Below are 25,141 nucleotides of genomic sequence, written 5' to 3' on the forward strand. Positions count from 1 at the left end.
CTGTGGAAGCACACCTTCACGAATGGCTGAACCTGAGCATTCGCTGGGTTCACATGATCACCGGTGTCGCCTGGATCGGTGCATCGTTCTACTTCGTCTGGCTTGAGAACCACCTGAACCGAAGCAACCCGCGCGATGGGTTGTCGGGTGATCTCTGGGCAATTCACGGCGGTGGGATCTACCACCTGGAGAAATACAAGCTCGCGCCCCCGAAAATGCCCGAGAACCTGCACTGGTTCAAATGGGAAGCCTATTTCACCTGGATGTCCGGTATCGCCCTGCTGTGCGTAGTGTTCTACTGGAACCCGACCCTGTACCTGCTGGCCCCTGGCAGCACCCTCAGCGGCGCCGAAGGCGTGGCGATCGGTATCGGTTCGCTGGTGGCCGGTTGGTTCATCTACGACTTCCTTTGCGATTCGCCGCTGGGTAAAAAGCCTGCCCTGCTCGGTGCCGTGCTGTTCGTGCTGATCATTGCCGCCTGCTGGGGCTTCAGCCTGGTGTTCAGCGGCCGTGGCGCCTACCTGCATACCGGCGCGATCATCGGCACCATCATGGTCGGCAACGTATTCCGCATCATCATGCCGGCCCAGCGCCAGCTGGTAGCGGCGATCGAAAACAACCAGACGCCTGACCCGGTTCTGCCGGCCAAGGGCCTGTTGCGCTCGCGCCACAACAACTATTTCACCTTGCCGGTGCTGTTCATCATGATCAGCAACCACTTCCCGAGCACCTACGGTAGCCAGTACAACTGGCTGATACTGGCGGGTATTGCAGTAGCCGCGGTTCTGATCCGCCACTACTTCAACACCCGCCATGACAGCAACAAGTACGCCTGGACCCTGCCCGTGGGTGCACTGGCGATGATCTGCCTTGCCTACGTCACCGGTCCCAAGCCGATGGCGGTGAGCCCTGAACAGGCAGCGGCGAAGATCGAGTATCAGCCATTACCAGCGACCGCCGTCGGTGGCAAGACCGCCGCCGAGCTGCGTGCCGAGGAAGCTGCCAAGGCCGCCCAAGCGCCTGCCGCGCCTGCCGAGGCACCCGCCCAGGCGAGCGCCCAGGCAGCCGGTGGCGACTTTGACAAGATCCATAAAGTCATCCAGGAACGCTGCAGCGTGTGCCACTCGTCGAAACCGACCAGCCCGTTGTTCAGCGCAGCACCTGCCGGCGTGATGTTCGACACCCCGCAGCAGATCCAGGCCCAGGCCGCGCGCATTCAAGCGCAAGCGGTCGCAAGCCAGATCATGCCGCTGGGCAACATCACCCAGATGACTGCCGAAGAGCGCAAGCTCGTCGGTGACTGGATCGCCAAGGGCGCGCAAGTCAACTGATCCACCGGGCTGCGCTCCACAGAACGGACGCACCCGCGAAGAGGCCGGCGACGCCGGCCTTGGTTTCACGTCACACGCAACAAGCAAGCATCGAGCGCTCGACTGCACGCGCGAACCCTGGCCGCTGACATGGGGCCTAGCGCCTGCGACTGACGCTTGGATCCGAGAATAAAAACAAAACTCGAGGTGCTGCATGTCCGAGTCACGCAAGGCGTACATTCCCGTTGCGCCGCCGCGACAGCCCCTGCCCCTGTTCCAATTGATTCTGGTTGGCCTGCAACACGTGCTTCTGATGTACGGGGGTGCGATTGCCGTACCGCTGATCATCGGCCAGGCCGCTGGCTTGTCACGTGAAGAAGTCGCTTTCCTGATCAACGCCGATCTGCTGGTCGCCGGTGTCGCTACCATCATCCAGTCGTTCGGTATCGGCCCGGTCGGCATCCGCATGCCGGTGATGATGGGCGCCAGCTTCGCCGCCGTTGGCAGCATGGTGGCCATGGCCGGGATGCCGGGTGTGGGCCTGCAAGGGATCTTCGGCGCGACCATCGCTGCCGGGTTCTTCGGCATGCTGATCGCACCCTTCATGTCAAAGGTAGTACGTTTCTTCCCGCCGCTTGTCACCGGTACGGTGATCACCTCCATTGGCTTGTCGCTGTTCCCCGTGGCGGTCAACTGGGCCGGTGGCGGCCAAAGCGCATCGACCTTCGGCTCGCCGATCTACCTACTGGTTGCCGGCCTGGTGCTGGCGGTCATTTTGTTGATCAACCGCTTCATGCGCGGCTTCTGGGTCAACGTTTCAGTGCTGGTGGGAATGGGCCTGGGCTACATCCTGGCTGGCTCCATCGGCATGGTCGACCTGTCGGGCCTGAGCACTACGCCGTGGCTGCAAGTGGTGACGCCACTGCACTTTGGCATGCCGACCTTCAGCTTGGCACCGATTCTGTCGATGTGTCTGGTGGTGGTGATCATCTTCGTCGAGTCCACGGGCATGTTCCTGGCTCTGGGCAAGGTGACCGATCGTGAAGTAACCCCAGCAATGCTGCGCCGTGGGCTGTTGTGCGATGCCGGCGCGTCGTTCATCGCCGGTTTCTTCAACACCTTCACCCATTCCTCGTTCGCCCAGAACATCGGCCTGGTGCAAATGACGGGTGTGCGCTGCCGGTACGTCACGGTCATGGCAGGCGCCCTGCTGATCGTGCTCAGCCTGCTACCCAAGGCCGCCTACCTGATCGCCTCGATCCCGCCTGCGGTGCTGGGCGGCGCGTCCATCGCCATGTTCGGCATGGTCACCGCCACTGGTATCAAGATCCTGCAGGAAGCCGACATCGGCGACCGTCGCAACCAGTTGCTGGTGGCGGTGAGCATCGGCTTTGGATTGATCCCAGTGGTCAGGCCGGAGTTCTTCGCCCAGATGCCGCAGTGGATGGAACCGATCACCCACAGCGGTATCGCCATGGCCACGGTCAGTGCGCTGGTACTGAACGTGCTGTTCAACATCCTGGGTGGTGCAGAGCGCGCCGTGCATAACGACGCCTGCCACCAACATTGAGCCAACTGGGGCGGCGTCATCTGCCGCCCCATGCTCCATTTGGGCAGTAACCGCTTCACCGTCGGCCCGCCGGAATGGGCCGCTCGGGGCGCCCGTGCGCCAAAAAAACCGCTAACAAAAACAATAAGTCCGGGAATCACAACATGAAGCGCATCACCTCGTCCCTGCTACTGGGTAGCAGCTTGCTGGCCGCCCTCCCCGCCCACGCAGGCCAATGGTTGTTGTGGCATGGCGAAAGCCTGACCTACTTGTACGGCAAGGACTTCAAGGTCAACCCTGATATCCAGCAGACCATCACCTTCGAACACGCTAACAAGTGGAAGTACGGCGACACCTTCCTGTTTGTCGACAAGATCTTCTACAACGGCAAAGCCGACCCTGGCAAAGGCGTGACCACCTATTACGGTGAATTCAGCCCGCGCCTGTCATTGGGCAAGATCCTCGACCAGAAACTTGCCTTCGGCCCGGTCAAGGACGTCTTGCTGGCCATGACTTACGAGCGAGGTGAAGGCGACAACGAGGCCTACCTGATCGGCCCCGGCTTCGACCTGGACATCCCCGGCTTCAACTACTTCACCCTGAACTTCTACGTGCGCAACACCGAAGGCAGCCGCCCGGGCGACAATGTCTGGCAGATAACCCCTGGCTGGTCGTACACCATCCCCGTAGGCAAATCCGACGTGCTGATCGACGGCTACATGGACTGGGTGCCAGACAACGACCAGAACAAACGCGGCACCTACCACGCCAACCTGCACTTCAACCCACAGGTCAAATACGACCTCGGCAAGGCCCTGAACCTGGGGGCCAAACAGCTATATGTGGGCTTCGAATACAGCTACTGGAAAGACAAGTACGGCATCGACAGCCGCGGCAACCTACAGAGCAACCAGAGTGTTGCCAGCGCGCTGATCAAGGTACATTTCTGAAAACCTGATCGAACGCCCAGGTTTGAATCACAGTGCGCCAGGACGGAGCACTTGAGACGCGGCGCGCAAGCCAGTAATCTGCGCGCCCCCTCGATTGAGGCAGGATGGATTCTGCCTGCGTTTACTGACCGCTCAGTCAATGAATTCGGGCGGTTGGCCGACGTGTTGCCAGCCTGAAATACCCATTTTCATCCGTTCAGAACGAGTCGAGCAGGAAGACAGCGGCTAACCCCGAAAAGTTGGCGCAGCTCTTGCCAATCAAGTGTGGCCAATCGAAAAAAGCTGACTCAAAAGACAAAAAGCGCCTCTCGAGCGCTGACAATAACCAATCAAGGGAGCGACACTCGCAATGCGTACCATCAATAGCCTGATTCTCGCGGGCGGCCTGCTGGCCTGCGGCACTTCTTTTGCCGGCGACCTGCTGCAGTGGCAGAACAACAGCCTGACCTACCTGTGGGGCAAGAACTTCAAGGTCAACCCGGAGACTCAGCAAACCTTCACCTTCGAACATGCTGATGGCTGGAAGTACGGCGACAACTTCTTCTTCGTCGACAAAATCTTCTATCAGGGTAAAAAAGACGCTAACAACGGCCCCAACACGTACTACGGTGAATTCAGCCCGCGCCTGTCGTTCAACAAGATCTTCGACCAGAAGCTTGAGTTCGGCCCGGTCAAGGACGTGCTGCTGGCCATGACCTACGAGTTCGGTGAAGGGGACACCGAGTCTTATCTGATCGGCCCGGGCTTCGACCTGGCCATCCCAGGCTTCGACTACTTCCAGCTGAACTTCTACAACCGCACTACCGACGGTAGCCGCGCCGGTGATAATGTCTGGCAGATCACCCCGGTATGGTCCTACACCATTCCTGTGGGCGACTCCGATGTATTGATCGATGGTTTCATGGACTGGGTGGTGGACAACGACGAGAACCGTCGCGGCACCTACCATGCCAACCTGCACTTCAACCCGCAGATCAAGTACGACCTGGGCAAGGCTTTGCACCTGGGCGAGAAACAACTGTACGTGGGCGTCGAGTACGACTACTGGAAGAACAAGTACGGTATCAAGGACAGCGATGGCTTCACTACCGATCAGAACACCATGAGCTTCCTGGTCAAAGTGCACTTCTAATTCTGCTGAATATGACAGCGCCGCCGTTTGGCGGCGCTTTCATAGCCATAATCTGCTGCGGGCTTCATTCTCGAGGCGCCTGATACGCCGTGCAGCGTCGCAATCGCGGCTCAAGGCGGGCCTAAGTTGCAGAGCTTCGGCGAACCCAGGAAAACCCGCTGACCACCACCGCCGCTACAAAGCCAGCCACTGCCCCAATCACACCAAATAACGCGTATTTCACGACCGGCCCCCAACCTGCACTCGCTGCTACCACACCCTCAACGGCGTGTTCGAGCGGCAGTATGCCTTCAGCCACGAAGGTGCCGCCGACCAGAAACATCGCTACCGTACCGATCCAGGAAAGCGCCTTCATCAAAAATGGCGCAGCCGCTACCAATACCTGGCCGAGCTTTCTGACTGCCCTGCCCCATCCACCCCGAGCCTTGGATTTAGACAGTGCGAAGCCGGCGTCATCCAGGCGAACAATGCCCGCAACCAGGCCATACACGCCCACGGTCATGATTACCGCAATTAGCACAAGGGTCAGAATCTGCTGATACAAAGGGGCCTGCGCAACGACATTGAGCGTGATGACGATGATCTCGGCACTCAAGATGAAGTCAGTCTTGATGGCGCCTTTGATCTTGCGTTTTTCGTAGTCAGCCAGCGCCTCGGGGCTTTTGGGCGTGGCCTGCTTACCCTGTTCCGACGAACCGTGCCCCTTGCGTGAAAACTTGTCCTTGATCGCTTCGTAGCCTTCGTAGCATAGGTAAATGCCGCCTGCCATCAATAGCCATTTGACCGCTGCTGGTAGTACTGCACTGAGCACAAGGGCACAAGGCACCAGAATCGCCTTGTTCCTGAGCGACCCTTTGAACACTGCCCAAACGACAGGGAGTTCACGGTCTGCCTTCATGCCTGTCACTTGCTCGGCATTCACAGCCAGGTCATCACTGAGCACGCTGGCAGACTTCTTCGCCGCGACCTTGCTCATCAACGAGATGTCGTCCAACAGCGCCGCGATATCATCCAATAAAGCAAAAAAGCTGCTGCCAGCCATAACATCCAATCCTCGGTAAAAGCGCGCATCCTACTCGCTTGAAGCACCCGGCTCACCCAGCGCTCACAAGAACCGTACTCGCGAGACAAAGACTTCATAAGGACCTGCTGTGGGCAAAACAGTTCATGTCCCACAGCAAGGGCTACCGCATCCCTTGCTGCGCGCCACAGCGCAGCGGTCGGGAGACTGAGGCACCTTGCCCAGATGCACATCCAATGCAGAGCACGGTCCACCCAGGCCACCGCCAACCAGACCAGGCCGCTTACCGTTGAGCGGCCCGCACCGCGCCGCGCGCCACGACTAAATCACCGGACGCTACTGGCGTCACCGTGCAAGCGTCCCATAGTGGGGCAATAGTATGAGCCTGGGCTGTCAGCAAAGCCGCCTTCCAGTAGCCCTTGAGCTTGACCGCTCCCCCACCGACTGCCAGGCGCGAGGGGTTGAGCATGTTTATCACGCTCGCGATTCCAAGACCCAGCGCCTGGCCTCCAGCCTTAACCGTCAACATTACAGAAGGATCGTCTGCATTAGCCAACCGTGCAAAAGCTTCGCCGTCGATGCCATGCAGACCGGCCATCGCCCCCCCGCCGGCTATCTCATCCAGTCGCTTGACTGCCCCATCTATGTACAGTGGCAGGTAACCGAGCTCGCCTGCCCAGCCATTGGCACCTTCCAATTGCCGCCCCTGAGCAATGAATGCGGCACCTATGGCAGTGCCGGCCATGATGACGCCACCGGTGAAATCGTCGCAGGCATCGTGCATCTCCTCCAAGAGAGCCGCTTTGACATCGTTGATCACAGCTACCTGACACCCAAGGGCCTTGAGCGAAGTTGCTGGGTGCCACCCCGTCAAGCCGGGCAACACGTCGCAGGACACGACCCGGCCATCGCAGGCGACTAGGCCAGGTACGGCAATACCAAGGCGAGTCGGGCGCAGGTTCAGTTCTTCGGCGAAGGCGCAAAGCTGGGCGGCAAAATCTTCGGGTGTGTAGTTCAGGCCCGTTGTAAAACGTCGCGAATACCCATCACATACAAGGGACAATTTAGTCCCGCCCAAATCTGCGCCAATGATGATCTCAGGTGCTTCGCACGCACTGCTCATTGCACTACCTCTTGATTAACAACCACCGCTTCAAGCGCTGAGGCGGTGGAAACTGCCAGAATCATCGGCACTGGGTTCAGTACTCAGGCATCAATCACTGCTCACTGTCGCGGCAAGTTCACCCAACTCATCACTCACTATGCGAACCAGGCCTTTACCACTGAAAGTTCGATGCTGCAGGCCGCTGAGATGGTCTGCAAGATGCTCGAAGGAGACGACATTGAAATGGTCAGGCTCCCACTCACCACGCCCCAATAAGGTGAGGATCTCATTGCCCGCATTGACAAGGTCTTTCCAGGTGCGGTCATCACCGTATGCATGGGCTGCCCCCAGAGCAACTTCGTGTATCGATATCGTTCGAGTGAACGGTGGTAACGGCGATACATCCAGACGATCCTGAACACAGACCAAGTGGCCATTGGCTCTAAGGGCGGGGACAAGGCTAGCCGCGTGCTCAGCGCTCACCGTATCAATGACCGCGTCGAATACCGCCGGCCCTGACCACGGCTCAGTCAGAGGGCCTGCCATGCGCTCGATCACGCCCAGATCGGCCAGCCTTTTCCAATGCCTGGGGTGGCTGAGCGAGGTGACCTTCAACCCTCGCCGCACAGCTAGTTGAATCAGATGATTGGCAACCGAACCACCAGCCCCGCTCACCAGCAATGTGCGACATGCCGACGGCAGCTTTTCTAAAGCCAGCCAAGCGGTCAGTGATGGGCAGGGGAAACTGGCAGCCTGCTCCCAACTGACGCCTGCGGGAACATGAAGTAATGCCCTGGCATTGACGGGGGTATATTGCGCAAAACTACCGTGACGACCAAGGCTTTGATGGTAAGCGACACGCTGCCCGACCCAGGACGCGGGGACATTATCACCGGTAGCTACCACAACACCCGCACCATCGACACCTGGTACGTGCCCTGGCTGCCAATTGACCAGGCTGCCACCCAAGACTTTCCAATCAACGGGGTTGAGCCCGATCACGATATTGCGGATAAGCACGTCGTCCGCTTGTAGCTTCGGCATCGGCAATTCAGTGAGCTGCAGTTGCGCTGGGTCCGCACTGCCTTGCCAGGTAAACGCGCGATAGGACGGTGGCAGGGTCATGCTTGATAAGCTCCTGCAGAATAAGTGAGTTCATAGCTGTGGCTGTAGATTTCCAGAATATTGCCGAATGGGTCTTCCATATAGACCATGCGATACGGCTTCTCGCCTGGGAAATACTCACGAACCGGCATCCGCTGCTTACCGCCAGCGGCGACGATCTTGGCGGCTAGGCCTTCGACATCTGGATCTTGCACGCAGAAGTGAAAGACACCGGTTTTCCAGTACTCAAAGTTGTTTTCTTGACGTTCGGCATTGCGGAATTCGAATATTTCGACGCCGATACGGTCCCCCGTCGAGAGGTGAGCGATTCGGAACGAGCCCCACCCAGGACCAAATACGTCGGTGCACATCACACCAATTGCACTTTCGTCTTCAGTGATGGTGGTCGGTGGCATGATCAGATACCACCCCAGTACCTCTGTATAGAATTTGACGGCGCCGTCGAGGTCGGTGACCGACAGGCCGATGTGAGAGAAGTTGCGTGGATAAACGGACATTATGGCGAACCTCCAGAAGAGTTGGCACTACCCTATCGGTCGCGATCTATAATGAAAACCATGATCAGGTTATGGTTACGATAAGACTTCATGATGGTTAATCCGCAGTGGCTCCGGTCCTTCGCAGTGCTTGCCGAACGTGGAAATTTCACTCGCACGGCTGAGCAGCTGAATCTCACCCAAGCTGCAGTGAGTCAGCACATACGCAACCTGGAGCATCAGTACGGTATTTTGCTCATCCGCCACCACCGGCATGTGGAGCTGACACCTGCTGGAACTGCCTTGTTGGAATACTTCAGAGAAGTGGAACGCGCTAGCCGCGCGCTTGATGCTCGCCTCAATGCTGACCAACTGGAGGTTGGTGACATCAGCTTAGTTACACCTGGCAGCATAGGGCTGGCCCTGTATCCGCTGCTGCTGGATTATCAACAAGCCCATCCAGGCCTCATTATCCGCCATAGGTTTGCCCCGGACTCAGAGGTGCTGGAGGCAGTACTGAGCAATCGCTTCGAGATGGGGATTGTGACGTTCAAGCCGCAAGACGAGAGGATCGAATCCCAGACCTTCACCGAGGAGCCCCTGGAGCTGATACTGCCAGCTGCACATCCCTATGCAGGCTTCGAAACCTTGTTGGAGCTGGGCTTTGTCGACCACCCAGACGGAGTCGGGATGGCAACACGCTTACTTAGCCGACGGTATCCAGACACACCAGGGATGCGAGCGATCCAGGCAAAGGGCTTTAGCAATCAGGTAGGCCTGATCCTGGAGCCGGTATCACGAGGCTTGGGTTTCACCGTGCTACCAAGGTTCGCCAGGCTCGCCTTCCACCAACAGGATAAATTGCAGGTCGTTGAATGTGGTAACCCTGTGGTGGATACGCTCTGGCTGATCTACAGGTCAGAGTGGCCTTTGTCTTCCAGGGCCAGGCGGGTTATTGAACGGATGCAGGAGCGTCTGAATGCAAACCATCGTTGAGTACTGCCGGGCAACTGTGGCCTCAGTCGAAACCAAGCCAGGCACCCTGGACGGATCAGCTAGCGATTACGCGCTGCCCTAAGGCGCCAAGGCCCCTGCCTTGAGCCCCCGTCGGGCGCGGTGCTACCATGCCCGATCCCTCTTCGAGGCGGCCAGACACGAGGAAGATCCCTGACCATGAGCACCATTCGCGAGCGCAACAAGGAGCTGATCCTGCGCGCAGCCAGTGAAGAATTCGCCGACAAGGGCTTCGCCGCCACCAAAACCAGCGATATCGCCGCCAAGGCGGGGCTGCCCAAGCCGAACGTGTATTACTACTTCAAATCCAAGGACAACCTCTACCGCGAGGTTCTGGAAAGCATCATCGCGCCGATCATGCAGGCATCCACGCCGTTCAACGCCGACGGCGACCCCAAAGAGGTGTTGAGTGCTTACATTCGCTCCAAGATCCGCATCTCGCGGGATCTGCCCCATGCCTCGAAGGTATTTGCCAGCGAGATCATGCATGGCGCGCCGCACCTGTCGCCCAACCAGGTGGAACAACTGAACGAGCAGGCGCGGCACAATATCGAGTGCATTCAGGGCTGGATCGATCGTGGGCAAATCGCGCATGTCGATGCCCACCACCTGATGTTCAGTATTTGGGCCGCGACCCAGACCTACGCCGATTTCGACTGGCAAATTTCGGCAGTGACCGGCAAAGCCAAGCTGGCCGATAGCGACTATGACGCTGCGGCCGACACCATCATCCGCATGGTGCTCAAAGGATGTGAGCCAGAAGCAGCCTGACAGCCAGCGCAGGCCGCTTCGCGGGTAAACCCGCTCCCACCGGCTCCCCACAGTTTTCAAGCCTGTGGCTAACGTGTGTGAGGTTTACCCGCGAAAAAGCCAGTTCAGGCAGCCTGGGTTCAGGCCGCCACCCCCGCATCCGCCTTCAGCCCCACCTCTTCGATCGCACTGATCGCGCATTGCTCGTCGATATCCGATGTATCACCGCTGATGCCTAGCGCACCGAGCACTTTGCCGTCCTGATCACGAATCAGCACGCCCCCGGGCGCTGGCACTACCGGCCGCTCACCCAACCCATTCAATGCCGCAAAAAAGGCCGGACGCTGTTGTGCATCAAGCGCCAACAGGCGCGAGCCTTTGCCCAAGGCAATCGCCCCCCACGCTTTGCCCGTGGCCACCTCGGGGCGAATCAGGCTGGCACCGTCTTCTCTTTGCAAAGCCAAGACATGACCGCCGGCATCGAGTACAGCCACGGTCAGGGGCGCTGCGTTGATCTTGCGGCCCGCCGCCAGCGCGGCGTTGACCAGGCTGACAGCGATTTTCAGGTTCAAAGCGTTCATGGAAAGGTCCTCTTATTGTTGTGAGAAGCCCTAAGGGCAGATGAAAAACGGATGAACCAATAGAACACAACCAGCAATGTTTTTGTATACAATAATTTGAAACGATCGTATGCGAGATCGCAAACTGCTGTTTTCACGGGCGCTAAGTGGAAAGCACTCCTGCCCGACGAAAATCCGTTGACCTGAGCGGCCAGCCATGAATACACTCTGGCACAAAGCAAGTTGTATACAATTACAAAATCGATGAGGCACAAACCATGAGCAAAATGAGAGCAATCGATGCAGCCGTTCTGGTCATGCGCCGTGAAGGTGTAGATACCGCGTTCGGCATCCCAGGGGCTGCCATCAACCCGTTGTACTCGGCCCTGAAGAAAGTGGGTGGCATCGATCACGTCCTCGCTCGTCACGTCGAAGGCGCCTCGCACATGGCCGAGGGCTACACCCGTGCCAACCCAGGCAACATCGGTGTGTGCATCGGCACCTCCGGCCCAGCCGGCACCGACATGGTCACCGGCCTGTACAGCGCCTCGGCCGACTCCATTCCGATTCTCTGCATCACTGGCCAGGCGCCGCGTGCGCGCCTGCACAAGGAAGACTTCCAGGCTGTCGACATCACCAACATCGTCAAGCCGGTCACCAAATGGGCGACTACCGTTCTGGAGCCGGGCCAGGTGCCTTACGCCTTCCAGAAGGCCTTCTATGAAATGCGCACCGGCCGCCCTGGCCCTGTACTGATCGACCTGCCATTCGACGTGCAGATGGCCGAAATCGAATTCGACATCGACGCCTACGAGCCGCTGCCAGTACACAAACCGTCCGCCTCTCGCGTACAGGCTGAAAAAGCCCTGGCCATGCTCAATGACGCTGAGCGCCCGCTGCTGGTCGCCGGCGGCGGCATCATCAACGCCGACGCCAGCGACAAGCTGGTGGAGTTCGCCGAGCTCACCGGCGTGCCGGTGATCCCAACCCTGATGGGCTGGGGCACCATCCCTGACGATCACGCCCTGATGGTCGGCATGGTCGGCCTGCAGACTTCGCACCGTTATGGCAACGCCACCCTGCTCAAATCCGACCTGGTGTTCGGTATCGGTAACCGCTGGGCCAACCGCCACACCGGCTCCGTCGACGTGTACACCGAAGGCCGCAAGTTCGTACACGTGGACATCGAACCGACCCAGATCGGCCGCGTGTTCACCCCTGACTTAGGGATAGTGTCCGACGCAGGCAAAGCGCTGGATGCGTTCCTGGAAGTGGCTCGCGAGTGGAAAGCCGCCGGCAAGCTCAAGTGCCGCAAAGCCTGGCTGGAAGACTGCCAGCAGCGCAAGGCTACCCTGCAGCGCAAGACCCACTTCGACAACGTGCCGGTCAAGCCGCAGCGCGTGTACGAAGAAATGAACCAGGTATTCGGCAAGGACACCTGCTACGTGAGCACCATCGGCCTGTCGCAGATCGCTGGCGCGCAGTTCCTGCACGTGTACAAGCCACGCCACTGGATCAACTGCGGCCAGGCCGGCCCACTGGGCTGGACCATCCCTGCGGCTCTGGGTGTGGTCAAGGCCGACCCGAAACGCAAGGTCGTCGCGCTGTCGGGTGACTACGACTTCCAGTTCATGATCGAAGAGCTGGCCGTTGGCGCGCAGTTCAACCTGCCGTACGTCCACGTGCTGGTGAACAACGCCTACCTGGGCCTGATCCGTCAGGCACAGCGTGGCTTCGACATGGATTACTGTGTACAACTGGCCTTCGAGAACATCAACTCGACCGACGCCGCCACCTACGGGGTCGACCACGTCGCTGTGGTAGAGGGCCTGGGTTGCAAGGCCATCCGCGTATTCGAACCGGCGCAAATCGCCCCTGCCCTGCTCAAAGCGCAGAAGATGGCCGAAGAGTTCCGCGTACCGGTCGTGGTCGAAGTGATCCTCGAACGCGTCACCAACATTTCCATGGGCACCGAGATCAACGCAGTCAACGAATTCGAAGACCTGGCTCTGGTCGGCAACGACGCGCCGACTGCCATCTCGCTGCTGGACTGATCGCCTGACGCCCCCATGCGCCTGCGCTGGGGGCCTTCATCGCAAGGAGACAACCCATGCCTCGCTTCGCTGCCAACTTGTCCATGCTGTTCACCGAACAGGACTTCCTGGCCCGCTTCAAGGCTGCCGCCGACGCTGGTTTCAGCGGCGTCGAATACCTTTTCCCCTATGACTTCAGCGCAGCCGAAATCAAGCAGCAGCTCGATGCCAACGGCCTGACGCAGGTGCTGTTCAACCTGCCGGCCGGCGATTGGGCCAAAGGAGAGCGCGGCATTACATGCCACCCTGACCGCATCGAAGAATTCCGCGCCGGTGTCGACAAGGCCATCGAATACGCCAAGGTGCTGGGCAACACCCAGGTCAACGCCCTGGCCGGCATTCGTCCGCAAGGCCCCGACTGCGCCACCGTGCGCAAGACCTTCGTGGAAAACCTGCGCTACGCGGCTGACAAGCTCAAGGCCGCCGGGATCCGCCTGGTCATGGAAATGATCAACACCCGCGACATCCCGGGCTTCTACCTGAACACCACGCAACAGGCCCTGGAAATCCAGGCCGAAGTCGGCAGCGACAACCTGTTCCTGCAGTACGACATCTACCACATGCAGATCATGGAAGGTGACCTGGCTCGCACCATGCAAGCCAACCTGAACCTGATCAACCACATCCAGCTGGCCGATAACCCAGGCCGCAACGAACCCGGCACCGGCGAGATCAACTACCGCTTCCTGTTCGAGCACCTGGACCGCATCGGCTACCAGGGCTGGGTAGGCGCAGAGTACAAGCCGCTGACCACAACCGAAGCGGGCCTGGGCTGGCTGAAATCACACAACGCGATCTGAATCACCTGCTCGCACCGGGCACGCGAACAAATATAAAAGAGGTAATTTCTCATGGCTAAAATCGGTTTCCTCGGCACCGGCATCATGGGCAAGCCCATGGCCCAGAACCTGCAGAAAGCAGGTCACAGCATCTTCGTTTCCACTCACCACGACCCAGCCCCAGCCGACCTGCTCGCCGCTGGCGCGGTGGCCCTGGCCAACCCTAAGGAAGTGGCCCAGGAAGCTGAGTTCATCATCATCATGGTGCCGGACACCCCGCAGGTCGAAAGCGTGCTGTTCGGTGAAAACGGCGTCGTCGAAGGCGTGGGCCCGAACAAGGTGGTGGTCGACATGAGCTCGATCTCCCCAACCGCCACCAAAGCCTTCGCCGAGAAAATCAAGGCAACCGGCGCAGCCTACCTCGACGCCCCGGTCTCCGGCGGTGAAGTCGGCGCCAAGGCCGCGACCTTGAGCATCATGGTCGGTGGTTGCCCGAAAGCCTTCGAGCGCACCTTGCCGCTGTTCGAAGCCATGGGCAAGAACATCACCCGCGTCGGTGGCAACGGTGACGGCCAGACCGCCAAAGTCGCCAACCAGATCATCGTCGCCCTGAACATCCAGGCCGTTGCCGAAGCCCTGCTGTTCGCCGCCAAGAACGGCGCCGACCCGGCCAAGGTACGTGAGGCACTGATGGGTGGCTTCGCTTCGTCGAAGATCCTCGAAGTGCATGCCGAGCGCATGATCAAAGGCACCTTCGACCCAGGCTTCCGCATCAGCCTGCACCAGAAGGACCTGAACCTGGCCCTGCAAGGCGCCAAGGAGCTGGGCATCAACCTGCCCAACACCTCCAATGCCCAGCAAGTGTTCAACACCTGCGCGGCCATTGGTGGCAGCAACTGGGACCACTCGGCGCTGATCAAAGGCCTGGAGCACATGGCCAACTTCTCGATTCGCGACGACAAGTAAGACCTTACTGGTCTCATCGCGAGCTGCGCTCGCTCCTACAGGATCAGCGTAAGGCCCGTAGGAGCGAGCAAAGCTCGCGATGAAGCACACGCTGCCTGCCCTGCGACCACAGGCCAGGCAGTGACACCGAGCAACACCCGCCCCTGGTTCGGCCTGCACGGAGGCAGTTCCAGGGGCGTTTTCGATTCTGTAGAACAACAATAACTGGGAGCCTGCCATGTCGGTCGATCCGCAAACCCTTCTTCGCGACCTGTTCGACACAGCCATCGCCGCCGCCCACCCACGCCAAGTTCTCGAGCCGTACCTGCCCGCCGATCGTAGCGGCCGGGTCATCGTCATCGGCGCCGGCAAAGCCGCAGCCGCCATGGCCGAAGTGGTCGAGAAATGCTGGCAGGGCGAAGTCTCTGGCTTGGTCGTCACCCGCTACGGCCACGGCGCCAACTGCCAGAAGATCGAGGTGGTCGAAGCCGCTCACCCGGTCCCCGACGCCGCCGGCCTGGCCGTGGCCAAACGCGTGCTGGAACTGGTCAGCAACCTGACCGAAGACGACCGCGTCATCTTCCTGCTGTCCGGCGGTGGCTCTGCCCTGCTGGCGTTACCTGCCGAAGGCCTGACCCTGGCCGACAAGCAACAGATCAACAAGGCGCTGCTCAAATCCGGCGCCACCATCGGCGAGATGAACTGCGTGCGCAAGCACCTCTCGGCGATCAAGGGCGGCCGCCTGGCCAAGGCCTGCTGGCCGGCCACCGTCTACACCTATGCCATTTCCGACGTACCAGGGGACTTGGCTACGGTCATCGCCTCCGGCCCGACCGTGGCCGACCCGAGCACCTCGGCCGATGCCCTGGCGATTCTCAAGCGCTACGGCATCCAAGCACCGCAATCGGTGATCGACTGGCTCAACAACCCCGCCTCGGAGACCGTCAAGGCCGACGACCCGGCCCTGGCCCGCAGCCACTTCCAGCTGATCGCCAAGCCCCAACAGTCACTCGAAGCTGCTGCGGTGAAAGCCCGCCAGGCCGGCTTCAGCCCGCTGATTCTCGGTGACCTGGAAGGTGAGTCGCGGGAAGTGGCCAAGGTCCACGCCGGCATCGCCCGGCAGATCGTCCTGCACGGCCAGCCGCTCAAGGCACCCTGCGTGATCCTCTCCGGCGGCGAAACCACCGTGACCGTGCGCGGCAATGGCCGTGGCGGGCGCAACGCCGAGTTCCTGCTCAGCCTTACCGAAAGCCTCAAGGGCCTGCCTGGGGTGTATGCACTGGCCGGTGACACCGACGGCATCGACGGTTCGGAAGAAAACGCTGGCGCCTTCATGACGCCGGACAGCTACGCCCGCGCCGAAGGCTTGGGCCTGTCGGCCAGCGATGAGCTGGACAACAACAACGGCTACGGCTATTTCGCGGCGCTCGACGCACTGATCGTCACCGAGCCAACGCGCACCAACGTCAACGACTTTCGCGCCATTCTGATTCTCGAGACTGCCCAATCATGACGCCTGATAAAAAAGTAAAGATCCTCGCCACCCTCGGCCCTGCGATCAAAGGCATCGACGACATCCGCCAGCTGGTCGAAGCGGGGGTGAACATCTTCCGCCTCAATTTCAGCCACGGCGAGCACGCCGACCACGCCCTGCGCTACCAGTGGATTCGCGAAGTCGAGCAGCAACTGAACTACCCGCTGGGCATCCTCATGGACCTGCAAGGGCCAAAGCTGCGCGTAGGTCGCCTGGCCGAGGGCAAGGTGCAGCTACAACGCGGCCAGGCATTGCGTTTGGACCTGGACAAGACGCCTGGGGACAGCCGCCGAGTCAACCTGCCCCACCCTGAAATCATCGCCGCGCTCGAGCCGGGCATGGACCTGCTGGTGGACGACGGCCGCCTGCGCCTGCGTGTGACCGCCAAGCACAGTGATGCCATCGACACCGAAGTGCTCAATGGTGGCGAACTGTCTGACCGCAAGGGCGTGAACGTGCCACAAGCGGTGCTCGACCTGTCGCCGCTTACCGAAAAGGACCGCCGTGACCTGGCATTCGGACTGGAACTGGGTGTGGACTGGGTAGCGCTGTCGTTCGTGCAACGCGCCGAGGACATCGTCGAAGCACGTCAACTGATCGGTGAGCGCGCCTACCTGATGGCCAAGATCGAGAAGCCGTCGGCGGTCGAGCAGTTGCAGGCGATTGCCGAGCTGTCCGACGCGATCATGGTGGCCCGCGGTGACCTGGGCGTGGAAGTGCCGGCCGAGAGCGTGCCGCAAATTCAGAAGCGCATCATCGACACCTGCCGTCAGTTGGGCAAACCGGTGGTAGTAGCCACGCAGATGCTCGAGTCGATGCGCTTCTCGCCGGCACCGACCCGTGCCGAAGTCACCGACGTGGCCAACGCCGTGGCAGAAGGTGCCGATGCGGTCATGCTGTCAGCCGAGACCGCCTCCGGTGACTACCCGCTGGAGGCCGTGCAGATGATGAGCAAGATCATCCGCCAGGTGGAAAACGGCCCGGACTACCAGGCTCAACTGGACGTCGGCCGGCCGAAGGCCGAGGCCACCGTGTCGGACGCCATCAGCTGCGCGATCCGCCGCATCAGCGGCATCCTGCCGGTGGCAGTGCTGGTCAACTACAGCGAATCGGGCACCTCCACCCTGCGTGCGTCCCGCGAGCGGCCACGGGCGCCGATTCTCAATCTGACGCCAAACCTCAAGACCGCCCGCCGCCTTAGCGTGGCCTGGGGTGTGCACTCGGTGGTCAACGACCGCCTGCGCCAGGTCGATGAGGTGGTATCCACGGCGCTGGAGATTGCCCAGGCACAAGGCATGGCCAGCCGTGGCGACACGCTGCTGATCACCGCCGGCGTACCGTTTGGCAAGCCGGGCTCGACCAACACCTTGCGGATCGAGACCCTGGTTTAAAGGTCTGCATCACTGCCGTGGGAGCGTGCAAGCCTGCTCCCATGGCAATGTTGCCGCGCCCTGCGACGGCGGAAAACCGGAGCCCAAAGAGGCCCACCGCTCCCCAATCAACCTTATCGACTGCCCCGATGTACACCAAAAACTTCGTCAACCCGTGCCCGGACTGGGCCACGGCGCTGCTCAACGGCTTCAGCCAAGTGCTGCTGCTGCGCCACCCACTGTGCGGCCTGTGCTGCCTGTTGGCCATCCTGCTGACCGCCCCTGACCTGGTCGGCGGCGCTCTGCTCGGTGCTCTGGCAGGGCTACTCACTGCCCAACGCCGCGGCTACGACCGCGCCGACCGCCAGGCTGGGCTGTACTGCTATAACGGCGTGCTGATCGGCATTCTGATCAGCGCCGTGCTGCCCTGGTCAGCCATGGTGCCGCCGCTGATCATTGCCGCGGGCGGCTTGTCGAGCATCATCACCCACCAATGGCGCAAGCGTGGCGGCAAGCTGCTGATCGCCTATACCGCACCGTTCGTGCTGCTCGGCTGGGTCACTCTGCTGTTCGCAAGCCCGGCAGCCAACGGCTTAGTCGAAGCCGACCCGCTGCATGGCCTGGCGCGTGGCGTGGGGCAGATCTTTTTGCTCGACAACCCCTGGGCCGGCCTGGTGATCATCCTCGGGATGCTCATCGCCAGCCCGTACGCCGCCATGTGGGCCGTGATCGGCTCGGCCATCGGCGGCGGCGTGGCATTGCTGGCTGACCAGGTGCAAGCCGCCTGGCTGGGCCTGTATGGCTTCAATGCCGCGCTGGCAGCATTGGCCTTCAGCCGACAAGGCGAAAAGCCCTGGGTGACCCTGCTGGCCATTGCCTTGGCCTTGATGCTCCATCCGCTGTTCAGCTTGATGCCCATTGCCGGGCTTACAGCGCCGTTCGTACTGGCCTGCTGGCTGATGCATTCGGGCAAGCACTTCTGGCAGCTTTTGCTGAGTCGGGATATTTGGCATCTACATAACTGAAGGCCCAGAACATCAGGTGTGCAGGGCTTTGTCAGCCCTTGTGTCAATTACTAATAACCTGAGGATGCCAGCACCTCAATCTCTATTTCCCGGAGTATTTCCTGCTCCCTGATAGACGCCAAGGCTTGCTCGATCTCGGCAATCTGAGAGCTCTGGGCCCGCTGATGATTGGGAATCATCTCTCGCAGCCTCATCGGCTGTGTGCCAGGCCTGTGTTGCCAGTACCAAGACTCTCCAAGCTCATCAATAGTTGGCCCTTGTGACTGTACGCCTGTTACCCTTTCTACGGGACGCGCCTTGACAGGCGCCTCAGTGAAGTGTTCGGTAAAGCGAAAGTCGGTGTATTTGGCAACTTCGCGCGGAACAGTGCTCGCAAGCTGATACTTGCCGGGACCATTTTTGAACCCCAGGGGAATTCGTTGCTCAATCGCCTTCGGGGAATTTCGTTTTTCAATCGCTTCTACAGGCCTGACCACCGCCACTGGCCTTGCCCGCCCCGGCAAGCGTCTCAAAGTGCCTATTCCCCCAGTCGGGTCTAAGCGATTGACCGGATCACCTTGGCAATAGGAATAAGTGTTGACCCCTCCCTTACCGAACGGGCTCAATACATCCGGGCTGAAAAAGCGCAAAAGTGCAGGGCAGTAGAACCGATACCCATTGCCCAGTGCATAGGCTTGCAGCAGTTCGTCCTTGCGCTCACCATTGAACCCCAACGCAGCGGCTGGCTCCTTTTGCGAATACCCATAAGCGGTATAACCCAGCATGCGCCATACCAAGCCCCGTAGTTCAGTTCTCCTTTTCATTACCATCTCACACACCCGCCCAAGCCTGACGCCATTCTGCGGCCAACACTCAGATACCTGAAACTGGCATTTTTGCCAGTTCAGCCTGTTGCAGCATCGGACACTGACCTTCTAGGCTTGCTGCTTACGCACCCGGAACACAAACCATGCAAACCCCGCAATCAGTTCGCGAGCGGCTCTATGTAATCGTCTTCCAGACCGACACCGTAGCCGGCCGTCGCTTCGACAAGATTCTCCTGCTGATCATCCTGGCCAGCCTGGTCACCGTGATCCTCGACAGCATCAACGAAGTGCACCAGGGTTATGCCGGCCTGCTGGCCGGTATCGAATGGGGCTTCACCGCGATCTTCCTGGCCGAATACCTCACCCGCCTGTACTGCTCGCCCAAGCCCTTGCGCTACGCCTTCAGTTTCTATGGCCTGGTCGACCTGCTGGCGATCGTGCCGGGGATCATCGCTCTGTACTACAGCGACGCCCAGTACCTGCTGATCGTTCGGGTGATCCGAATGCTGCGCATCTTTCGCGTGCTCAAGCTCAGCCCTTACCTCAAACAAGCCCACTACCTGCTCGAAGCCCTGCGCGGCAGCAAGCAGAAGATCATCGTGTTCCTGGCCAGTGTATCGACGCTGGTCACCGTGTTCGGCACGTTGATGTACGTGGTCGAAGGCCCTGAGCATGGCTTTACCAGCATCCCCAAAGGCATCTACTGGGCCATCGTCACGCTCACCACCGTAGGCTTTGGCGATATCGTGCCGAAGACACCGCTGGGCCAGGTGCTGTCGTCGCTGGTAATGATTACCGGCTACTCGATCATCGCCGTGCCCACTGGCATTTTCACCGCTGAACTGGCCAACGCGATGCGCGGCGAGCAGCTACGCCATGACTGCCCGACGTGCCACAAGCCGGCCCATGAGCCGGCTGCGGCGTTCTGTTCGCGCTGCGGCAGCGCGCTGTTCAGGAAGCAGGGTTAGCGGGTTCGGCCAGGGCCTTGAGGGTCAGCTCCAACAGTAACCGTTCGCGGGCAGCCTGACGCTCGGCGTGCACAGCCCCTACCCGCGCCAGGTACTCGGCCTCAGGTACCGATTCGGCGGTATCGAGCAACGCTTGCAAGCGCTCGTGGAAGGGTTGATCGGCGGCCTCGAAGGCATCGGCTTGAGTGCGCTCCAACAACGTCTGCCAGAATTCGCGCTGAACCAGCGAGGCAGCTATCGCATCGTCAGTCTCGGCAGCCTGCACCTGGTCACGGGCCGCTTCCAGGCGCGCCATATCCACCCCGGACACTTGCGCGAACAGCATGTCACCCGGCTGCGCTGGCAGGTTCAGCGCATCGCGCAGACCGATCCGGTAGGCCAGGCCCACCTCGATTTCGTCGGGGTCGGCGCCTGAGGCTCGCCGCGCCTGGATATCGGCCAATGCAATCCGCTCGACTTCATCCAGCCGCCACAACTGGCGGCCCAACTGCAACAGCGCCGCTTGCTCGGCGCCAGCACCGGCTTCGATCCGGGCGCGCCAGACCAACAAGCTCAACTCCAGGTTGCTGAAGCTCAGGGCGACGCTGTCCTGGCAGGTAAGCTGGCGGGTCACCTGCTCGAACAGGGCTTCACGCAGGCTGGTATGCTCCTGCATCGCATCAAGCATGGTGAACACCCGCTCGGCCAGTGCTTCGGGGCGCTGGGCAAAGTCAGCCGTTTCCAAAAGGCGCGCCAGCAAATTGAAAAAGTCCGCGCTGCCAGGTTCGACCTGTACCGCCTCCCAACACGCCGATTGCTCGTCGCGGGTCAGGCCCCTGGCCGCATCCAGCCAGCGCAGCCGCACCTGGGTAGTCCCACCTGGCGCGCTAAGATCTGCGCCCAGCGATGGCGTGCCCGCGCGTAACAACTCAAGGTCAGCGGCAGGCAGCGGGTTGCCCCACAACATGATCATGCGCCTTGTCCAGACCGGCGAACGAGCGAACCAGGCAGGCAGCCGGCTGATCTGGTTATCACGCAGGTCAACCTGCAACAAGTCTGCACACCGCAAGATTGAGGGCGGCAGTTCGGTTTGGCCAGTGCCCCTTAGATGTAGGCGCCGCAGGCGACCTAACTGCTGAAGGGAGAACCCGCGGCCCAGTGGGTTGAATGAGAGGTTCAGGTATTCCAGCGATTCGCAGCGCGCCAACACGTTCGCCTGCGCCGTATCCAAGACGATGCGGTTACCGAACAGGTCCAGTTCGCGCAATTCCGTCAAGTGCTCAAGGCCAGCCGGCAGGCGAGTCAGGCGATTGCCGTTGAGTTCCAGAATGCGCAAGTTGGGGAACCTGCTCAGAAAACTCTCTGGCACCGCATCAAGGCGCATGCCCAATAACGCCAGCTCGTGGACATGGGCAAAGCTGACTTGCGGCGGCAGGTCGGGCAACTGGCCCGGTTCTGCAGCGAAAATGGCCAGGCGAAAATTTGATGTGTTCAGCAAGCTGTCGTTATGGGTTGTGACGCGTCGCTGCCAGCAGTCCAGCAAGCTGCGCAAAACGTAACGTCGCTCTTCACGCTGGGCGCCGCGTGGTGCCTGACGTGCCCAGCGGCGAAGCTGACGCTCGAGCATGGCTAGCTGATTACCCAAACGGTTGATTTCTCGGTGCACATCCCCTGCGCTGCCGCGCACCTCTTCCACCCAGGCCAAGGCTTGGGCATCGGTATAGGTCGGGTACAACTCGCGCACCATAGCCAATAATGCGTAGTTGGCTGTCTGGCTGCCAGTGCCAGGCAGGCGGCCACTCAACGGATACCCCAGCCGCCCATCGGGCAGCCGCTGCACAGGCCGGAACCAGCCTGTGGGCCTTGCCGGCGCCAGCAACTGCTGCACTTCGGTGCGCTGCCGCGCCGCCTGCCGAGTGATCAGTACGCGCAGGTTGTGGGCAAATGGCTCAGCGACTGCAAACGCTGCCCGCTGGCGGTCGTCATACGCCGCCGCCAGGGTTTCGAACAGCTCCCCCGGCTCACCCAGCGCTGCCCCCTGGGCATTGAGCAGGGTGAATTGGCCCTGCTGGTGACGCACGCCGAAATGATCTGCAGCGCTATGTGCGTTGACCTGTAGCGGTGTATCGACAGTGCCGTCGAACAACGACCAACGCACCTGCGTGCCACCTGGCATGCGCTCGAGCAGGCCCAGGACCACGCGAGCCAGATCGGTGGTTTGCGGCACCCGCAGGTAAAGCGCTTCGAACACCCGGGCCAAGCGTATGCGGGCGGCCTGCTCGCGCGCCGCTTCAGCGAGGCGCAGCGGCACTCTGCCGCTTTCAGCCAAGCGCTGGCGGTCGCTCACATGGGCATCGCGTAACAGCGCGCGAGCAGCGCCCTCGTGCAAGCTTGGGAACGCGCGGCGCAATGCCTGGCTCTGCGTATCGCCAGCACCTTGGCTGGCTTGGTAGGCGTTGCTGAACAAAACCTGGCGCTGACGTGCTATCTGTTCGGCCAATGCTTGGTCTGAAAGGCCCGAGGCCTGCGGCAAAGCCCTGGCCTGAGCGAGCAAACCATCGTCATCGCTTTGCACGCCCGAGCGTAGGGCGCTGATCAGCCTGCTGATTCGCAGGTCCAAGCGCATGCGCTGGGCGCTGTCGAGCAATGCAGGATCAGGCGCCTGACCATAGACGTGCAGTGCCCGCAGGTGATCGGCCTGCAGGTCATGGGCAACCAGCAACTGTTCGATCTGTTCGTCATCAAGCTCGCCCAGGTGCCCGCCCAGGCGGCGGAACAAGCGCAGACGGTCCTCCCATTGGCCAGGCTGCTCGAACCACACCCGCCACGCACCCGCCCCGTTATGAATGAGCCTTGGCCCGCACCCACCACGCGGTCGCAAGTGCCACTGCCCGTCCAAGGCGCTTTGCACGACCGGATAATGGTGCCCCTCCATTTCGACCCACGCCAGCTCGCCAAGGCGATACACGCCCTGCGCATCGGGTTGCTCCTTAAGCGCCGGCAAAGGGCTGCGATACTGCTCAAGGCGCGGATTGCCCAGGCGCGTGGTGCCATCCTCCAAGCGCTCAGGTAACAAACCATCGACCCAGCTCGAGCGCGTCCAAGCACGGCGGGCCACGGTAACCCCAACACCCAGCGCAGCCATGACGGCAAGATCAGTCGCAACGTGCATCATATGCTCCAAGGCACCCTGGGTATCACCTTCGTGCCAGGCTTCGACGCCGTGATAGACCTCGGTCAGCAGCTCCCAGGCGGTGAGCGCAAGTAGGCCTGCACCGACGACAGGAATGAACAGCCCGGCCAGGTTCAGCAACGCCAACCCTTCGGCCGCCAGGCGCCGGTCGTGGGCTTGCTGCACCTGACGGTCCAGGTCTGCCACCGGCACCGCGATCATGGCGGCATCGTCCTTGATCTGTTTGATGCGGCCAGCGCCCAGGGTCTCGAAAAGCGGAAGCCGGTAGGCATACATGCGTTCATCCAGGTCGATGTTGGCGAACGCTGCCAGGCCGGCATAGCCCGGAATGATGATCGAGAAGAAACGCTGGCTATCGCGTCGGCGGACGAAGCGGCTGAAAAACTGCTGATACTGGCTGCTGCGCAAGCGTTTGCCCAACCCGTTGGCCAAACGCCTGAGGCTGTCGAAAACCGACCACGGCCCATGGGGGTCACCAGGGACGTACGCGAGGATCCGCCGGGTGGTATTGAGCAGCAACCCTTCGTCTATCACCTCGAGCAGCACGATTTGCTCAAGGTCGCAGTCGAGCAGACGCAGCCGTTTGGCAACAACAGGATCGCCCCCCAGGCGCGGCGGCGTACCATCGCGGCACAGACCAACCACCAGTTGCAGCTCCTGATCATTCAACACCCCGGCCTGCTGAGCCCGATAAGCATCGACCAACATCTGCTGGCGCTGCAGCTCGCCTAGCAGGGTTGACACCGGCTGCCCATCAGCGGCCGGTGCCAAAAGGATGCTGTTGAGGTGGCGCTGGTATTGCGCGCCGATGTCCAGGCTACGGCACAGTTGGGCAAATTCGATGGCCGAAGGTGGCTTGATGCCACCCTGGCGGGCGCTGGTCAGGCGATTGCCACGGGGCTGACCCGCCTCGCTGGCCTGCTCGGCAGTGAAATTGCGCAGTGCCGCTTCGAGCAGCGGCATGTCTGTGTAGACCACTTCGGTCAGGTGCGCACCCACCGGCTGGATATTGATCACCGGCTGGCGTGAACCGGTAATGAACTTCCAGCGGTTGACCGTAAAAGGCTGCTGGAAACGCGCTTGCAAGGCCGCCTCTAGCCGCTGCTGGGCAAAACGTTCGATACCCTCGATACCGGCCAGGGTAGCGCTCAGTTGATGGCGCAGGCCAAGGCTGCGCTGCAACGCCTGGCACAGACCAGGCAGCTGCTCGGGGCTGGCGGCTTTGAGCCAGGCTGGCAATCGGCCTTCGATGAAGCGGTCATGAAACGCCTGTGCATGGCGTTCCAACGCTGATGCGATGGACGGATGAGCAGGTAGGTTATGCATGGTCTCGGGCTCCAGGAAAAGAGCCCGTGAGGGTAGCCAGCGCTGCTTGGCAAACCCCGCTAGATACTTAATACCCAAAGCATAAGCAAAGACCGATTGGGTCTTTAAACGCTCGTCGCCGAAACGCTATA

Annotated in this window: 20 protein-coding genes; 13 read left to right on the forward strand and 7 right to left on the reverse strand. The window is 60.8% G+C overall.

Annotated features, from left to right (window positions below; translation table 11 throughout):
• Nucleotides 1–2 precede the first annotated feature (2 nt).
• The 4 genes from HU725_RS15605 to HU725_RS15620 all read left to right on the forward strand — a co-directional run bounded on the left by HU725_RS15605 (nt 3) and on the right by HU725_RS15620 (nt 4,941).
• Nucleotides 3–1,331 carry a urate hydroxylase PuuD gene (locus HU725_RS15605; protein ID WP_186478469.1) on the forward strand — a complete coding sequence of 443 codons (1,329 nt, stop codon included), beginning with the start codon at nt 3–5 and terminating at the stop codon, nt 1,329–1,331.
• 193 nt (nt 1,332–1,524) lie between these two features.
• Nucleotides 1,525–2,880, forward strand: coding sequence for a nucleobase:cation symporter-2 family protein (locus HU725_RS15610; protein WP_186478470.1), 1,356 nt, complete (start codon nt 1,525–1,527; stop codon nt 2,878–2,880).
• Nucleotides 2,881–3,023: 143 nt separating this feature from the next.
• Nucleotides 3,024–3,809, forward strand: a complete 786-nt coding sequence (locus tag HU725_RS15615; protein ID WP_060476857.1) for an outer membrane protein OmpK — start codon at nt 3,024–3,026, stop codon at nt 3,807–3,809.
• A 349-nt stretch (nt 3,810–4,158) separates the two neighbouring features.
• Nucleotides 4,159–4,941, forward strand: a complete 783-nt coding sequence (locus HU725_RS15620) for an outer membrane protein OmpK (RefSeq protein ID WP_060476858.1) — start codon at nt 4,159–4,161, stop codon at nt 4,939–4,941.
• A gap of 121 nt (nt 4,942–5,062) precedes the next feature.
• On the opposite strand, the gene HU725_RS15625 is transcribed toward HU725_RS15620, so the two are convergent.
• The 4 genes from HU725_RS15625 to HU725_RS15640 all read right to left on the reverse strand — a co-directional run bounded on the left by HU725_RS15625 (nt 5,063) and on the right by HU725_RS15640 (nt 8,692).
• Nucleotides 5,063–5,983, reverse strand: coding sequence for a DUF808 domain-containing protein (locus HU725_RS15625; RefSeq protein ID WP_186478471.1), 921 nt, complete (start codon nt 5,981–5,983; stop codon nt 5,063–5,065).
• A gap of 262 nt (nt 5,984–6,245) precedes the next feature.
• Entirely contained in the window at nt 6,246–7,085 is an 840-nt protein-coding gene (locus HU725_RS15630; protein ID WP_060476860.1) for an ROK family protein, read from the reverse strand.
• A 90-nt stretch (nt 7,086–7,175) separates the two neighbouring features.
• Nucleotides 7,176–8,192 carry a zinc-binding dehydrogenase gene (locus HU725_RS15635; RefSeq protein ID WP_186478472.1) on the reverse strand — a complete coding sequence of 339 codons (1,017 nt, stop codon included), beginning with the start codon at nt 8,190–8,192 and terminating at the stop codon, nt 7,176–7,178.
• Nucleotides 8,189–8,692 (reverse strand): lactoylglutathione lyase family protein, encoded by a 504-nt coding sequence (locus tag HU725_RS15640; RefSeq protein WP_060476862.1) that lies wholly within the window; start codon nt 8,690–8,692, stop codon nt 8,189–8,191. The genes HU725_RS15635 and HU725_RS15640 overlap by 4 nt, the downstream gene beginning before the upstream one ends.
• Nucleotides 8,693–8,779: 87 nt before the next feature.
• On the opposite strand from HU725_RS15640, the gene HU725_RS15645 reads away from it, so the two are divergent.
• Nucleotides 8,780–9,664 (forward strand): LysR family transcriptional regulator, encoded by an 885-nt coding sequence (locus tag HU725_RS15645; protein ID WP_202884455.1) that lies wholly within the window; start codon nt 8,780–8,782, stop codon nt 9,662–9,664.
• Nucleotides 9,665–9,841: 177 nt separating this feature from the next.
• Nucleotides 9,842–10,453 carry a TetR/AcrR family transcriptional regulator gene (locus tag HU725_RS15650; RefSeq protein ID WP_186478474.1) on the forward strand — a complete coding sequence of 204 codons (612 nt, stop codon included), beginning with the start codon at nt 9,842–9,844 and terminating at the stop codon, nt 10,451–10,453.
• A gap of 119 nt (nt 10,454–10,572) precedes the next feature.
• Here the strand turns inward: HU725_RS15650 and HU725_RS15655 are convergent, their stop codons facing one another.
• A complete protein-coding gene (locus HU725_RS15655) occupies nt 10,573–11,013 on the reverse strand; it encodes a GlcG/HbpS family heme-binding protein (RefSeq protein WP_060476864.1) in 441 nt (146 codons plus the stop codon).
• Nucleotides 11,014–11,270: 257 nt separating this feature from the next.
• Between HU725_RS15655 and gcl the strand changes: the two genes are divergently transcribed.
• The 6 genes from gcl to HU725_RS15685 all read left to right on the forward strand — a co-directional run bounded on the left by gcl (nt 11,271) and on the right by HU725_RS15685 (nt 18,738).
• Nucleotides 11,271–13,046, forward strand: a complete 1,776-nt coding sequence (gene gcl, locus HU725_RS15660; RefSeq protein ID WP_060476865.1) for a glyoxylate carboligase — start codon at nt 11,271–11,273, stop codon at nt 13,044–13,046.
• 56 nt (nt 13,047–13,102) lie between these two features.
• Nucleotides 13,103–13,885 (forward strand): hydroxypyruvate isomerase, encoded by a 783-nt coding sequence (gene hyi, locus HU725_RS15665; RefSeq protein WP_060476866.1) that lies wholly within the window; start codon nt 13,103–13,105, stop codon nt 13,883–13,885.
• Between the two features lie 51 nt (nt 13,886–13,936).
• Nucleotides 13,937–14,830: a 2-hydroxy-3-oxopropionate reductase gene (locus tag HU725_RS15670; RefSeq protein ID WP_060476867.1), complete on the forward strand. Its 894-nt coding sequence runs from the start codon at nt 13,937–13,939 to the stop codon at nt 14,828–14,830.
• Nucleotides 14,831–15,047: 217 nt separating this feature from the next.
• Nucleotides 15,048–16,322, forward strand: coding sequence for a glycerate kinase type-2 family protein (locus HU725_RS15675; RefSeq protein ID WP_186478475.1), 1,275 nt, complete (start codon nt 15,048–15,050; stop codon nt 16,320–16,322).
• Nucleotides 16,319–17,734 carry a pyruvate kinase gene (gene pyk, locus HU725_RS15680; RefSeq protein WP_186478476.1) on the forward strand — a complete coding sequence of 472 codons (1,416 nt, stop codon included), beginning with the start codon at nt 16,319–16,321 and terminating at the stop codon, nt 17,732–17,734. Before HU725_RS15675 ends, pyk begins: the two co-directional genes overlap by 4 nt.
• Before the next feature lie 128 nt (nt 17,735–17,862).
• Nucleotides 17,863–18,738 (forward strand): urea transporter, encoded by an 876-nt coding sequence (locus HU725_RS15685; RefSeq protein ID WP_186478477.1) that lies wholly within the window; start codon nt 17,863–17,865, stop codon nt 18,736–18,738.
• Between the two features lie 50 nt (nt 18,739–18,788).
• Here HU725_RS15685 and HU725_RS23200 read toward each other — a convergent pair whose 3' ends face one another.
• Nucleotides 18,789–19,502: an RHS repeat-associated core domain-containing protein gene (locus HU725_RS23200; RefSeq protein ID WP_225915494.1), complete on the reverse strand. Its 714-nt coding sequence runs from the start codon at nt 19,500–19,502 to the stop codon at nt 18,789–18,791.
• Between the two features lie 185 nt (nt 19,503–19,687).
• On the opposite strand from HU725_RS23200, the gene HU725_RS15695 reads away from it, so the two are divergent.
• Nucleotides 19,688–20,512 (forward strand): ion transporter, encoded by an 825-nt coding sequence (locus tag HU725_RS15695; protein ID WP_186478479.1) that lies wholly within the window; start codon nt 19,688–19,690, stop codon nt 20,510–20,512.
• Here the strand turns inward: HU725_RS15695 and HU725_RS15700 are convergent.
• Nucleotides 20,496–25,010, reverse strand: a complete 4,515-nt coding sequence (locus HU725_RS15700) for an NEL-type E3 ubiquitin ligase domain-containing protein (protein ID WP_186478480.1) — start codon at nt 25,008–25,010, stop codon at nt 20,496–20,498. The genes HU725_RS15695 and HU725_RS15700 overlap by 17 nt on opposite strands.
• Nucleotides 25,011–25,141 lie beyond the last annotated feature (131 nt).

This window comes from Pseudomonas promysalinigenes (assembly GCF_014269025.2).
GTDB lineage: Bacteria > Pseudomonadota > Gammaproteobacteria > Pseudomonadales > Pseudomonadaceae > Aquipseudomonas > Aquipseudomonas promysalinigenes.

Excerpts from the sequence above, each read along its gene's own strand:
- HU725_RS15635 (WP_186478472.1), bottom strand. The coding sequence starts at position 8,192 with ATGACCCTGCCACCGTCCTATCGCGCGTTTACCTGGCAAGGCAGTGCG.
- HU725_RS15695 (WP_186478479.1), top strand. The coding sequence starts at position 19,688 with ATGCAAACCCCGCAATCAGTTCGCGAGCGGCTCTATGTAATCGTCTTC.
- HU725_RS15700 (WP_186478480.1), bottom strand. The coding sequence starts at position 25,010 with ATGCATAACCTACCTGCTCATCCGTCCATCGCATCAGCGTTGGAACGC.
- HU725_RS15625 (WP_186478471.1), bottom strand. The coding sequence starts at position 5,983 with ATGGCTGGCAGCAGCTTTTTTGCTTTATTGGATGATATCGCGGCGCTG.
- HU725_RS15670 (WP_060476867.1), top strand. The coding sequence starts at position 13,937 with ATGGCTAAAATCGGTTTCCTCGGCACCGGCATCATGGGCAAGCCCATG.
- HU725_RS15620 (WP_060476858.1), top strand. The coding sequence starts at position 4,159 with ATGCGTACCATCAATAGCCTGATTCTCGCGGGCGGCCTGCTGGCCTGC.
- pyk (WP_186478476.1), top strand. The coding sequence starts at position 16,319 with ATGACGCCTGATAAAAAAGTAAAGATCCTCGCCACCCTCGGCCCTGCG.
- HU725_RS15675 (WP_186478475.1), top strand. The coding sequence starts at position 15,048 with ATGTCGGTCGATCCGCAAACCCTTCTTCGCGACCTGTTCGACACAGCC.
- HU725_RS15645 (WP_202884455.1), top strand. The coding sequence starts at position 8,780 with ATGATGGTTAATCCGCAGTGGCTCCGGTCCTTCGCAGTGCTTGCCGAA.
- gcl (WP_060476865.1), top strand. The coding sequence starts at position 11,271 with ATGAGCAAAATGAGAGCAATCGATGCAGCCGTTCTGGTCATGCGCCGT.
- HU725_RS15685 (WP_186478477.1), top strand. The coding sequence starts at position 17,863 with ATGTACACCAAAAACTTCGTCAACCCGTGCCCGGACTGGGCCACGGCG.
- HU725_RS23200 (WP_225915494.1), bottom strand. The coding sequence starts at position 19,502 with ATGCTGGGTTATACCGCTTATGGGTATTCGCAAAAGGAGCCAGCCGCT.
- HU725_RS15650 (WP_186478474.1), top strand. The coding sequence starts at position 9,842 with ATGAGCACCATTCGCGAGCGCAACAAGGAGCTGATCCTGCGCGCAGCC.
- HU725_RS15655 (WP_060476864.1), bottom strand. The coding sequence starts at position 11,013 with ATGAACGCTTTGAACCTGAAAATCGCTGTCAGCCTGGTCAACGCCGCG.
- HU725_RS15630 (WP_060476860.1), bottom strand. The coding sequence starts at position 7,085 with ATGAGCAGTGCGTGCGAAGCACCTGAGATCATCATTGGCGCAGATTTG.
- HU725_RS15610 (WP_186478470.1), top strand. The coding sequence starts at position 1,525 with ATGTCCGAGTCACGCAAGGCGTACATTCCCGTTGCGCCGCCGCGACAG.
- hyi (WP_060476866.1), top strand. The coding sequence starts at position 13,103 with ATGCCTCGCTTCGCTGCCAACTTGTCCATGCTGTTCACCGAACAGGAC.
- HU725_RS15615 (WP_060476857.1), top strand. The coding sequence starts at position 3,024 with ATGAAGCGCATCACCTCGTCCCTGCTACTGGGTAGCAGCTTGCTGGCC.